Annotated in this window: 12 protein-coding genes; 10 read left to right on the forward strand and 2 right to left on the reverse strand. The window is 35.4% G+C overall.

Annotated elements, in window-relative coordinates:
- Both LIZ66_RS00140 and LIZ66_RS00145 read left to right on the forward strand, forming a co-directional pair.
- Nucleotides 1-1974, forward strand: coding sequence for a hypothetical protein (locus LIZ66_RS00140; RefSeq protein WP_195409646.1), 1974 nt, complete (start codon nucleotides 1-3; stop codon nucleotides 1972-1974).
- 832 nt (nucleotides 1975-2806) lie between these two features.
- Nucleotides 2807-3394 carry a hypothetical protein gene (locus tag LIZ66_RS00145; RefSeq protein WP_227199929.1) on the forward strand — a complete coding sequence of 196 codons (588 nt, stop codon included), beginning with the start codon at nucleotides 2807-2809 and terminating at the stop codon, nucleotides 3392-3394.
- Nucleotides 3395-3406: 12 nt separating this feature from the next.
- On the opposite strand, the gene LIZ66_RS00150 is transcribed toward LIZ66_RS00145, so the two are convergent.
- Complete coding sequence (locus LIZ66_RS00150; RefSeq protein ID WP_227199931.1) at nucleotides 3407-3589, reverse strand: hypothetical protein; 183 nt, start codon at nucleotides 3587-3589, stop codon at nucleotides 3407-3409.
- A 282-nt stretch (nucleotides 3590-3871) separates the two neighbouring features.
- Here LIZ66_RS00150 and LIZ66_RS00155 point away from each other — a divergent pair, with 282 nt between their 5' ends.
- Both LIZ66_RS00155 and LIZ66_RS00160 read left to right on the forward strand, forming a co-directional pair.
- Complete coding sequence (locus LIZ66_RS00155; RefSeq protein WP_227199932.1) at nucleotides 3872-4357, forward strand: hypothetical protein; 486 nt, start codon at nucleotides 3872-3874, stop codon at nucleotides 4355-4357.
- A 76-nt stretch (nucleotides 4358-4433) separates the two neighbouring features.
- Nucleotides 4434-5063 (forward strand): 26S proteasome regulatory subunit family protein, encoded by a 630-nt coding sequence (locus LIZ66_RS00160; protein WP_227199934.1) that lies wholly within the window; start codon nucleotides 4434-4436, stop codon nucleotides 5061-5063.
- Between the two features lie 250 nt (nucleotides 5064-5313).
- Here the strand turns inward: LIZ66_RS00160 and LIZ66_RS00165 are convergent, their stop codons facing one another.
- Nucleotides 5314-5580 (reverse strand): hypothetical protein, encoded by a 267-nt coding sequence (locus LIZ66_RS00165; RefSeq protein WP_227199936.1) that lies wholly within the window; start codon nucleotides 5578-5580, stop codon nucleotides 5314-5316.
- A 448-nt stretch (nucleotides 5581-6028) separates the two neighbouring features.
- On the opposite strand from LIZ66_RS00165, the gene LIZ66_RS00170 reads away from it, so the two are divergent.
- From LIZ66_RS00170 to dcm, 6 genes are all read left to right on the forward strand, one after another.
- Nucleotides 6029-8845, forward strand: coding sequence for an RNA dependent RNA polymerase (locus tag LIZ66_RS00170; RefSeq protein ID WP_227199938.1), 2817 nt, complete (start codon nucleotides 6029-6031; stop codon nucleotides 8843-8845).
- A gap of 232 nt (nucleotides 8846-9077) precedes the next feature.
- Nucleotides 9078-9287 carry a helix-turn-helix domain-containing protein gene (locus LIZ66_RS00175; protein ID WP_227199940.1) on the forward strand — a complete coding sequence of 70 codons (210 nt, stop codon included), beginning with the start codon at nucleotides 9078-9080 and terminating at the stop codon, nucleotides 9285-9287.
- A 3-nt stretch (nucleotides 9288-9290) separates the two neighbouring features.
- On the forward strand, nucleotides 9291-9482 hold the full coding sequence (locus LIZ66_RS00180) for a hypothetical protein (RefSeq protein WP_227199942.1): 192 nt from the start codon (nucleotides 9291-9293) through the stop codon (nucleotides 9480-9482).
- Between the two features lie 2 nt (nucleotides 9483-9484).
- Nucleotides 9485-9955, forward strand: a complete 471-nt coding sequence (locus LIZ66_RS00185; protein ID WP_227199944.1) for a hypothetical protein — start codon at nucleotides 9485-9487, stop codon at nucleotides 9953-9955.
- Nucleotides 9942-10328, forward strand: coding sequence for a hypothetical protein (locus LIZ66_RS00190; RefSeq protein WP_227199946.1), 387 nt, complete (start codon nucleotides 9942-9944; stop codon nucleotides 10326-10328). The genes LIZ66_RS00185 and LIZ66_RS00190 overlap by 14 nt, the downstream gene beginning before the upstream one ends.
- A 215-nt stretch (nucleotides 10329-10543) precedes the next feature.
- A complete protein-coding gene (gene dcm, locus LIZ66_RS00195) occupies nucleotides 10544-13126 on the forward strand; it encodes a DNA (cytosine-5-)-methyltransferase (protein WP_227199948.1) in 2583 nt (860 codons plus the stop codon).

Raw genomic sequence — 13126 nt, forward strand, 5'->3', positions numbered from 1 at the left:
TTGGAAGAACAGAGAGTAGACATTACATGGAAAGATTTTGAAACATACCTGCCACAGTATGATTTTGATGAACAGCAGATGGAATTCTTTAAAGATACTGTGGATATGTTGGTACATAACAGAGATACCAATAAAATAACTGCTTTAGCAATGCGCTGTGGAATTGGTAAATCAACACTGATCCGTATATTCATGCACTGTTGCCTGGCAGATTGTAACTATGAACTGAGAAGGCATCCGCAGGGAATGATTGTTGTAACTGATATTATTAAGCGTCTGGAAAGCCTGACGGATATGGAACAGGATAAAATTGACGGAGAAAAGTATTGGGGAGATTTCTTTAAGGACTTTGGGATAAAAGGGTTATATGAGGAATTTGAGCGTAGCATAATTGTACTCAATTCCACTGAGGACTTTAAGGATCAGTTGATCCGACAGAAATATAAGCCAATTGTCCTGCTATCTACACAAAGATATTTTATGATGTCGGAAGCGGTACGAGAGCAGCTGTTTACATTTACTCACAATGGCGAAAACCTGAAACGAGATATTGTGATCTTTGATGAAGCACCATATTTCTCAGAGATGGCAACTATAGACAGTAACAATTTGACGAAGATTGAAGCTGCTTTATATGAAGGCTTATCCAATGAGGTAAAGGATAAGGCATTTGCTGTCCGGGAATATAAAGTGTTCAAAGACAGGCTGCTTGATCTTATGGACGAGAAAGAAAAACTGAATTCGGAGAGTAATGTAATTGTTTATTGCCAGGATAAGAGGTATTCCGGTATCACTCCGAATGATGAATTATTCTTTAAAATCCTGGACGAAAATTCAGATTCCCTAACAAAACAATATCCACAGATTATGCGAGATATCTATTGCCTAAAGGAAATTGCTGAAAATGGAGCAGTGTTTGATTCTGTTAAGAAGAAATATGGTAACTACGAAAGATCATTTCTACGCTTGAAAGATAACAAAGACTGTTTCTATCTTGGACAGGACAGAAAGTTTTTTGTATTTGACGCAACAGCTGATCTGGATCCACGCTATGATCTGGATTATGTAGATGTGGTAACCGGAGATAAATACAACAAAGATATTAATATGGAAATATCCTTTGTGAACATGTCTACCAGCAAGAATGTATTATGCAGGAAATCCAAAAGAGCAACACAATCTATCAATGCAGCGGCTTCTTATATGAAACAAAAAATCAAACAGGCTGTTGGATCACATAAAGATATACTTGTGGCAACATACAGTGATCTGGTGAAAAGGTTCGAGAAGGATTTTGAACACGTAGTTTATTTTGGAAACATCAAAGGATATAACGATTATAAAGATATGTACCGAATGGCGCATATTGGAATGAACAGATTTCCGAACTTAGCATACTACTATATGTATTGTGGTTGCCATCCAGAAGAATATGATAAGCTTGCGGAAATGTCAGAAGAGGAATCGTTGCACTTTTTTGACCAGTTGAGTAAGAATCATAACAAGGAATATGAGGACATTATCACAGAAGTAATGCTCCGTTGCATGTTGGCTGATTTTGAGCAGAATATATTTCGTTTGGCCATTCGTAATTTTAAGAATACGGATAAAGTACGTGTCTGGGTATTTTGCAATACTGATGATGTTCTATACCATGAATTAGCAAATAGGATTGAGAAACGCTATGGTCCTTACGGTGTAAAGTTTACATATGAGGATGCACCGGAAGAATTACAGATTGAGAAAGTTAAAGATAGAAAGCCGCCTGAGGGAAAGAATCAAACCAATGCTCAGAAGATTATAGCTTGGAGAGAGAAACTTATGCCTGGAACAGAATACAAGGTTAAAGATCTTTTAGAAGGAACCGGATTGAGCAATAATCAATTCCAAAAAGTAAAAAGTAAAAATTCTGTAATTCTAAATCTTATCAATAATGATAAAACAAGTAAAAAAGGATTTTATAAAGTAAGCTAAAATATTTTATACCCCTTTCCCTAATATATATATCTATTAGGAGATGGGGTACATAATAAAAAATCAATATTGTTATCTATTATATATGATATTAAATGTTGTTCTTGCAAAGAAGATAATATATTAAAAATTATCCTAATTCGAACGAACAAGCTGTGAAGCAAAGCGGAACAGATTGTGAAGTGATGACAAGCATCTTTAGATGCGCGGCAGCAAACTGGTGGAACACCAGGCAAGTAAGATAAAAATCACTTAACTTATCTGTCGTTCCGACAGGTACTGCCGCATTCACTACGCTAAAGCTACGTTCATTTGTCATCACTACTGAATTTTTCGCTAAAGCTTCAAAATTCATTCGTTCTAATCAGATAATGTAACAATATTTATCCTTTTTGAGAAGAAAAATATAAAACACAATATGATTTAGAATGATTTATCTGATTTATTAGATATGATGGGAAGCAAAAATGGACACCCATATATCAATCTTCTATGACAGGATCAGCGGTAGCAGCTGTTTCTATAGCAATGACTATTTTATATGAAAACGAAGGTAAAAACGGACGAAGATTTTCCAGACTAATTTAGCACTGCTTGATATTTGGGTGAAATTATCTCTATATGGATGGATATATGTGCTTACTGAGAGAGTAAAAATTTTGAGCTGATGACAGAACTATGTTGGGCTTCCGGAATTTGTTGCTGTGAGATTTTGCAGAATAAATGAAAAACTGAATAAGAAGAAATGTATGTAACTGGATGAATGATCCTTACTAGGAAATTCCCAGTGAATGATAAACAACAAAATTTAAAATCAAAGGAGAGTTACATTATGGCAAGTAAAAATTTACAAGGAACAATCGAGTATTACATCAAAGGGCAGTACGGACTTATTAAAGGTGAAGACGGTAAAGAGTATTGCTTCGGTAGAAAGGCGGTAACTGCAAGAGCGAAACTTTTCAATGGTGATGTTGTGAGATTCACAGTAGATCAAAAGCACCATATTCTTGTTTCAAAGGTTACATCTTACGTAGCTGTGAGATCAAAGATCAGGAAAGCATTGGCAAATAAAGGATATAGCTTTCAAAGCGAAAAAGGCGGTAAGTGGAGCATCATTGTAAAGAATGGTGATCGGAAGATGGTTCTGGAAGAATACGGACATATGACTTTACCTGAAGTTGCCGAATGGGTGAAAAGTGCAAAAAAACTTACTGCGAAGGATATTGATAAGATGTTTGAGAAGAAAGAGAAGAGCAATGTAAATAAAGAGAAGAGCAATGTGAAAAATGATGACTGTAAGATTGGTGGACACGTTGTACCGGATGATATACCAGTTAAGAAGTCATTGGAAGAAGCTGCTAGTGAAGCAGACGTAAAAGTGGACACAGAAATTATCCATGTCCACCGTTACTTTGCTTGATTTGATGATTGACTAACCTTTTATTTGCTGCATCAGTTTTTGGTACTGATTATCTATCTCTTCTGGTGAGAGGTTTATATCTTCTGGTACATAGTCTGGTTGCACACTGAGAAGATAATTATAGATAGCAATTGCCATAAGCTGATCCGCAGGAAGGTTAAGAGCTTCCTCATCTGTGATTTCAATAAATTCCATATTTAGTTTCCTCATCCATTGGGTAATTTATGAAAGGCCAATAAGATACTGAGAGATTGATGGTTGATACGCTTACATATTATATACGAATGAGACTTGTTGAAATCATACGAAAATTGAAAAAAGTTTGAATTTTTTTGAAAATAAATCATTTTTTTAATGAGAAGTGGTTTATAAGGATGGGACGAATGATAGGTGAAGCCCCTATTCCATCAATACATATTTGTAGGGATTAGCGAAAGGCTGGTTCCTAAATATTAAAAGTCTGGGAGAAAATACATTATGATGAAAGCTGAAATGAAGAAAAGCAGTCAGGAAATTATTGGATCTTACAAAATGGATGCAACCTACAGAGAACCGGAGTTTGCAGATTTTGTATCACGTAGGGAGTTTATCAATCGAACAGGGGTGTTCGTTTCACCGGAGTATTTCTTACATATCTATGAGGACTATAAGAAAGCCGGTGTCTCGCTTGATGAGTTCCTGGATCACTTTGAGAAATACAATTTTGAGATTGTAGAAATGCCAATGTCAGGCACATTCAAGTATTGTGTATCAGATGATACTGTGAGCGGATGCGGTATGTATAAGGAAGAGAACCATGAAGCAAATGTAGTAGAAGCATTGAATGCTGCTGTACTGAGCAATTATCACAGTCGGAAATACGTAGATAGTGTTGTTGAAAAATACAAAGATCATATGGACAGAGAAGAAAAGCATATGCAAGAAAATGTATTGCTGAATGCAGTAAGCAACGGTGTACATTAATTCTTGATGATGTGGCAGGAGAAATTATCTCCTGTCATTTTCAACAGTAAAATTTGAACAGAAGGAGAAAATTTATATGAAAGAAAATGATAATAATTCACTTGCAGAAACATTGGTAAATTACGAAATGCTTATTGAAATGATTCCTGAATTGGAAGATGTAGTTGATACTGGGATGGTAACGTTGGATGCAGCAAAAGCGGTATTCAAGAAGTTGTCAGAGGTAAATCAAATTGATTTCGTGGAATCTTTGGACTATGTGAAGCGGATGTTGCAACAACGAGATTCCAGGATTAAAGAGATGGAGAATGATATTGCTGCAAAGACTGTTGTGGAAACTCCGGCTGATTATATACCCTTGCAGAAAGCTAACAGAGACATGGAACGTCAGAATGAATTTCTCGAAGCAAGGATCAGAAAATTGGATAAGGAAAACGGACAGTTGAAACGTCAGCTTGCAGATCTTCAGAAAAAACAAGATCCAGAACAGGAACGACTGAAGAAGATCCATGAGACTGTGCAGCTGTTCAGTGGAAAGACAGAAATTTATCTGAAGGAGATGGATAAATCTGCTTGGTTGCTTGATGACTTGCAGAGTATTCCGGAAGAGGATTTTGAAGAATATGTTAAAGCAATTAAGGCTGTGAAGGGTTGGGCGGTTAGCATGGACCAGAAAGTTGATGGATTGATGGACAAAGTTGGATGATTTGTGCTGGTGACACTCCGGGAGGATGAAATTTGTCCTCTTAGGGGTGTTTTGACCGGATTTTCCTCAAAATTGGCAAAAATGCAAAAATGGCAAATTAGAGAATGCAGTAAAAATAAGGGTTTTTCTGGGGGCGATTTTCCGATAAAAGAATAGTTTTATGGTGATATTTTTAAGAATGTTATAGGTGCGTATCGGGATTTTTAGATGGTAAGAAGCCCAGAGGAAAATGTCCCCTGGGCTGATGATCTTACTTGATGGAAGCTAAGAATTTTTCACAGGCTTCATAATTGATGGTTACACGTAGATGGAAGTCTGTGCAATGATCGGTAGACGTGGAATCGCCTAGATAAACTTTTTGCTCCCAGAAGTGAAGTAAACCCTCTTTTTCCATATCAAGCATACATTTTTCAATATCATTATCTGAATAGTCGTCGGAAGAAATATTGATGTGATATGGATATTTTCCAGGTAAGAAGACCTCACGGAGTAATAAAGCTGCTAATTTTCTGTCCATTTTGAAAAGCTCCTTTCTTTATTTGATGAAGCAATTTTACAACAATCCAGTGGTATATTTCAGTATCATTTGGTATCAACTTTTTGAAAGGTTACGGAAATTATAACAAAATGGGGACATATGATTTCATATTATTTCATATGGGATTTGGAGAATATAACATTTGAAAGGATGGTGATGGACCATTAATACAAAATTAGTAGAAACACAGAGCCTAAATATAAATTGGCTGAAGCAAAATGAGGACGGAAGTTATACAAATGAAATTGTCCTATCGACATCACGAGAGCAATCCACTAGGAATCTTTCTAGTGAAAGTGAGCTACACAGGATTCTGAAACATATATATAAGAAGGAACACGGACACATTGAGGTAAATGAAGCTGGTCGTGAGATTATTCCTTATCTTATCACATTGGAGATCGGTAAAAATGTAAAGCGGTACGATGTGTTAAGAGAACATGGTGGAATCTTAAAAGTAACCCGGGGTGAGGTGACTACTGAATATGTATCTGAATTTTGTGGGGCTTCCCATTCCAGAACTCAGAAGAATCTATTTGTGGACCGTAGCATTAAAGACAAGCTGGATGATATTCTGCAATGCGGAATTCCAAAGAACACAGATTATCCAAAGCCATCTAAATGGAATGCTTACTATGCACTTGTGACTACGAACAGTCAGCCAGTATCGAAACCGAATATTGTTGTGATAGATGATTTTGAAAAGTTGGTTGCAGAAACTGTAGATATGGTAAAGGTGACTGGAAGCGGTGAGCAGAAAGAATATCAGGTATTGCCACCTACAGAGAAGGAGATTCCAATATTGCCTTTTGATGGTGCAGGACTTGTTACACCTGAATGTGCTTCAAGGTGGGCTGAAGAATTAGATTGCAGAAGTAAATGGACCGGCAGAAGATACATTCCATCTTGTTTTCAATTCAGATGTTTGCCATCGTTGAAAGGTGAAGCTTTTACATTTGATCTGAAGCAGTTCGCCATAGAAAAAGGAGTAAGCAAGATTGTTGATTTGGGCGGTAAGGAGTGGGATATATTCACGGATCAGATTGATATGATTGTCACAAAATCTCAATTTAAATTTTGGAATCTGTATCTGGATGATGTAGGACTATTTGACTGCCAGAAATGGAAGAGTGCTTTTGAGGAAGAAGTACACGGATATAGGCGAACTTTCAATGTAGCAAAATATGCAGATGCACCAGAAGATTTGAGGAATACCAGTTTGTTGAGTTATCAACCATTGCAGACAGTGAGATTTACGTTTGAAGAAGCAGAGCAGTTAGTATCTGATAGCGTTGGTACATATGAGAGAATTAAGTCCAGTGTAGATGAATTTCTGAAATACTGTGGTGTATCTGAAGAAGCGGAGTATATCAAGCCATATTATCAGGCTTTGCAATACAATCATGCACTGGCGAATGATGATTATGTTAGATGTAAGATGCAAGATGATATTAAACGCATGAAGAATGAATTACTAAGTGGTAAGCAAAGAATTCACGGTCACTACGAAGTCTTTTGTCCCGATATTTACGGTCTTGCTGAATATGCTTTTGGTCTGGATGTAAAAGGATTGCTGCCTAATTCATGGATTATCTATTCAAGGTATTGGACTGAACGCGGTGTATCTGAAGTAGATGTAATCCGTAATCCGCATATTGCAATGGAGCATAGGGTGTGCCAGGTAGCAACCAGTGCTGAGATGAAAAAATGGTACAAATATCAGGAATGTACAATTGTGTCCAGTATGTATGATACTTTAGCACTGGCATTATCTGGTGCGGACTATGACGGAGATACAGTTTGTACGACTGATGATGTGCAGATTATTAATGCTGTGAAACGTGAGATGGAATTTGGAAATGGTAATCTGATTGTAAAAGACGGAGAGTCCGGCAAAGAATTGAAGTCAGTGATTATATCAGATGTGCCTGGTCTTATGGAAGTGAATGCCCGAGGGTACAAGAACAATATAGGCAGCGTAATTGATCGGGTGACTGATCTATGGACATTATCGGAGCTATATCCCGAATGTCGTAAATATATTAAGATTGGTACAATCGTGGGTGCCGAGACTATAGATTTTGCTAAGACAGGGGAGAATGCGTTTTTTCCTGATGAAGTGTTGAAATTTCTGAAGGACAAGAAAAAGGGTTACTGGATGCGCTATCTTGAAAAAAATCTGTCAGCAGCCCAGGATGAAGCTTTGTCTATGAGTAATGCAGAATTTTTTGGTGGCGATCCAGATAAGAAGAAGCGGTTTGTGGATTACGATTGTAACATGAATAGGCTGTGCCACCTCGCTGAACAGAAGATTGCTGAGATTGACAAGCAGACTGAAGTTATGGCAGGAGAAGAATTTGATTACAGGACGTTGTTATCGGGAAATGTCCATGTGAACAGAGATGTATATAGGAAAGTGCAGATTTCACAGGATGAATATAAAAAGCTGGCTGATGGTATCAGAGCTTCATATAAGAGCAAGGACAAGAACGAAAAAGCCAACATTTCTTTGAGATACAGAATGTTTTATGAGAAGTGCCGTGCAGAGCTTCTGTATATTGTACCGGATATAGACAAGCTGTTGGATATGCTGATCCTAATTTATTATACAAAGAGAGACTTTAGGGATAACCAGAAATCTAAAGACTTATTATGGAATGCATTCCCGGAAGAGATGATTGCTAGAGCAAAGAGTGAGAATATCAATAAACAGGTTGATTTTAAGAAGTTATCAGTGAAGCACCATAAGAACAATCTGGCTGAGAGCAAGAAAAAACGCACAGGAAAAATCACGATTGCTTCAATTGATAGGTCGGATTGCACTGATAATGAGGTGACCTTTTATAAAGAAGATCGTGAGGAAATCCGCAAACTGATATTGAAACATAAGATTGTGAAGCGTAGTGACAATCAGGTGAAGTATGAAAGATTGATTGCGGTGTTATTGTATTTGAGCCGAAAGATGAATATGCAGACATTGACTTTGAGAAATAATTGTCCGGGAGAGTTATCTTATCAGAACATTGCAATGTTGGCTGGTGTAAATAATGATTTTATCAAACCTGCGCTGAAGAGTCTGAAGGAATGTGGTGTTATTAATATTGAGACAATGCAGAGCGGTGATCTGAAAATTGATGTATTGTATTATGGCAAACCGTTTGGTGAAGTGTGGTTTTGCACGGAAAACTATAATCAAGCCGGTGTGAAAATAAGGGATTATTTTAGGATGGATAAGGCTGCGTGAAAATATTTTTCAGTTATCGTGAAAATGGAAGTTGATTTGTAACATATTTTTTATGTTATCATCAAAGGTCGAAATTTAAGAAGTCGAATCCCTATAATGGAAAAAGAGGAAAACACACAATATCTGATGTGATAATCGAAAAAAACTATGTAATATAAGGAAAAAACTGGAACCAGTGCTTAACAGGGTACTGGTTTCTTTGCGTAAAAGATTAATGAAAGGAGCAGAAACAATGAGGCTAAATGAGATTGTAACAAGGTATTTAGAAGCTAATGGAATTTCAAAGAAATATTTCTCTGAATGTATCGGCTGTGATTTAGCTGTGACTTACAAATGGTTGAATGGTGAGATTAAGACTTTACCAGCGGATAAGTTAAAGAAAATTCATAGCTTCTTAAATGGTGAATATTACAAATCTATTGAGAGTGTGATGGAGGATTAAAAGATGGAAAGAACAATTAAATTGGATGAAGCCAGTTACGGCTATCTGATCCAGATGTTACAAGAAAGATATTATTCCACTGTGGATGTAGAGGAACTACGAAAAATTAATGAAATATACAAGGCTCTGGGCTGTAAGTCGGAAACATGGCTATCTATGATGGAGCCGAAGAAGAATCAGAAGGAGAACAAATAATTATGGATGTTAAAATTAATGTTGGTGAATATGTAAGAATCTCAACAAAAGATGATAAGGTGTATACAGGACTTATTACTGCAAAAGGAACAACTTATGCAAATGGTGGGATATATGAATTTTACCAACTCAATACAATTTATGAAGATGGAGTTGCCGTATTTGATTACCAGATAAAGACGATAGAAAAGAATTCATGGTTGTTATATTTGATGACAGAGATTAATGAGATTGTTAAACGACATAATTTTGAAGTGGAAGAGCCTGGAAATATTGGTAATCAGGCTATAGCAGTAATAGATAATTGGGCTATTTTAGAGGAAGTCGAAAAAGATATTGCAGCTGAGTTTTTCTATCAAACAAAGATGATTAAGACAATTATGGACCAGAATGTATTATTTAAATCACTTTGCCAGTCTGCAAAAGAGAAGATTGAGCGTTTAGAGAAAGCGTGTAAAAATGGCAACCTATAAATCATTAGACTCTCTGAAATCTGCCATTCTTAAAGAAGTCCGTTCCGCAGTAGACGTAGCTGCCCAAGAATCCGAAAATGTACTTCAGAAGAATGTGGATGAATTTTATTCTATCCCCGAGGGACGGTATCACAGAATAGGTATGCTTCAGGCGGCTCCGCAACTTGATACTGTGTTTGAAACCAAGAATGGAGCTATGGCGCAGGTTTCTATTAATACAAGCACACAATATGATCCAGCTGGAAGAGACACGGAGACAATTTATGGTTATGCTGAGGCTGATGGATTGATTGGTAAAGGTGGATTCTGGGAAAGAAGCAAGGAAGAAATTCCGAAGATACTTGAAGAAGAAATTGAGAAGAGGCTGGGCTAAGGAGTTTAAAATTCTATTATATTAGAAGACATTATTTCTATTTTAGGTTAATCTAAAAAATTCGTAGCTATTTTATATCATGTGGGAAGGTTCTCTTCCAACAAAAAATCAAAAAATAAATTTAGATCCTGGGACGCCGGGATTTAACTAAAATGAAAGGTAATTGGTAAATTCTAGAATAAAGTGATTACGTAATCCCCATAAGGTAATGGGAATTGAATAATAATAAATTATGTGAAAATAAAAAATGGGAGCTTGTAAATTTTTGTGAATTTGATAAGTATGCAGAAAAATCATATTGTGCTATTCATAATGTAGATTCATCAAAAAATCTTGGAGATATAACTAAAGTTGATGAAGAGAATTTATCTCCATTCAATATGATTTGTGGTGGGTCACCATGTTTTGTAGCAGGTACAAAAGTTATTACAAAAGAAGGATATAAAAATATTGAGAACATTAAAACTGGAGATATGGTATTAACTCATAAAAATAGATTTATGCCTGTATTGAAAACCGGCGGTGATACAAATAAAGATATATATAAATTAAAAGTACAAGGATTCTTAGAAACAGAATGTACAGATTATCACCCTTTTTATTGTAAAAAAACAAAAGACTCAGAACCAGAAAAAATAAAATTAAAGAATATAAAAAAAGGTTATTATGTTGGAAGTCATATTAACACTAAATTTGAAAATCAATATAATTTATCTGACGAAGATTGTTGGATTCTTGGTAGATATGTTGCTGATGGTCATATTAGAAAAGATAAAAGAAAAAATAGAAAAAACAGTTATCAATATCAGTGTATTTTATCAATAGGAAGTAACAAGATTGATGAATTAAAAAGTACTGTAAAGGAACGGCATTACAGTTGTTATCCTCATACAAAATCCACACATAGAGTTGTATTTTCATCTATGGAACTTGTAGAATTTATTCTTGAACATAATTTTGGTATTGGTGCAGAAAATAAGATAATTCCTAATTTTATCTTGGATTTACCGGCATATAAATTGAAATACTTTTTAAAAGGATATATGGCAGGTGATGGTTGCAATATTGGCAATATATATCAGGCAACAACAGTAAGTAAAGAACTTGCAATGTCTTTGTGCCTAGTAATTCAAAAAGTCTACCATGTAGGATGTTGTATTTATTATGATAATCGTCCAGATACTTATATTATTGAAAATAGGGTAGTAAATCAAAAAGATACATATATGATTCGATTTAGAAAAAATTCACAGAAACATTTGTGGTTTATTGAAAATAATATTGTATGGTATCCAGTTAGAGAAATTTCTAAAACAGATAAAGTCGAAAACGTATATAACATTGAGGTTGAAGAAGATCATACATACACTGCAAATAATATTATTACATATAATTGCCAGGATTTTAGTGTAGCTGGTAAACAAAAAGGATCTATATGGACTTGCAAGGATTGTGGACATGAATATAATCCATTAACAGTCCATTGGTCCGAGCGTGATAAATGTCCTCATTGTGGAAGTACAAATCTTGAAAAAACTCGCTCATCACTTCTTGTGGAATATCTAAGAGTTATTCAATCAAACAAACCCAATTTTGGTATTTATGAAAATGTAAAAAACATTGTTGGTAAACAATTTAAAGAAACAACATTTAAGTTATTTACTGATGAATTAGAAGAATATGGTTATAACGTATACTGGAAAGTGCTCAACGCAAAGCATTATGGAATCCCTCAGAATAGAGAAAGAGTATATCTTATTTTTATTAAGAAAGAACTGGATAATGGGGAGTTTAAATTTCCAGTGCCATTTGACAATGGTACACGTTTAAAAGATATTCTCGAAAATAAAGTAGATGAAAAGTATTATATTTCAGAGGAAAAGGTTAAGAAATTTATAAAGAATATTCATACATACGAATCTAATACTTCTAATGAGCAGCATTTTATTGGAAATATAAATCGTCCAGATTTCGGAACAGGATATGCTGGTGGTGTATGGGATAAAAATAATATAAGTCATACGTTAACGACAATGCAGGGTGGAGGCAGACAATCACATATAATGACAGGAATTGTATCTAACTGTGGTGAAAAATTTGAAAAAGAGATTGATGTTGCAAATACATTACTTGCAAGAGATTATAAAGGTTTTGGAAACCAGGGGATGAATGCAGTTGTTGAAATTCCACAAGCAACTAAAAAAGGGTATATAGAATGCGAAGTAGGTGGCGTTGCAGATTTATCTTATCCAGATTCGAAGACAAGAAGAGGCAGAGTGCAAGACCGTGGAAATATATCACCAACAATTACTGCAGCAGAAACTAGCGTATGTAAGATTAAATACGATGATAAAGTTATTTGTGCAAGCAGAGGAAGAAATCCGGAAAATCCATCAGATCGCACTCCTGGATCACTTACTGAACAGAGATTAGAATTTAATCACAATGGCTGTACAAATACATTGACTTCTGTACAAAAAGACAATTATGTTTTTGAAATTAATAATATTAGAATTAGAAAATTAACACCAAGAGAATGTTTTAGGCTTATGGGATTTTCTGATAATGCGTTTAATGCAGCAGAAGCGGTGGTTAGTAACACTCAGTTATATAAACAGGCAGGAAACTCTATTGTGGTAGATGTTTTATATTATATTTTTATCGAATTATATAAAGCTATGCCATATTTGTTTGATGATTTGAGATTAAGCAGTTTCTTTTCCGGCATTGGAGCTTTTGAATGTGCATTAGATAGATTGTATGAAAGTATTAATAAAATCGAGAAGAGGCTTGGATAA

The sequence above is a fragment of the Blautia faecis genome, assembly GCF_020554845.1.
GTDB classification, from domain to species: Bacteria; Bacillota; Clostridia; order Lachnospirales; family Lachnospiraceae; genus Blautia_A; species Blautia_A faecis.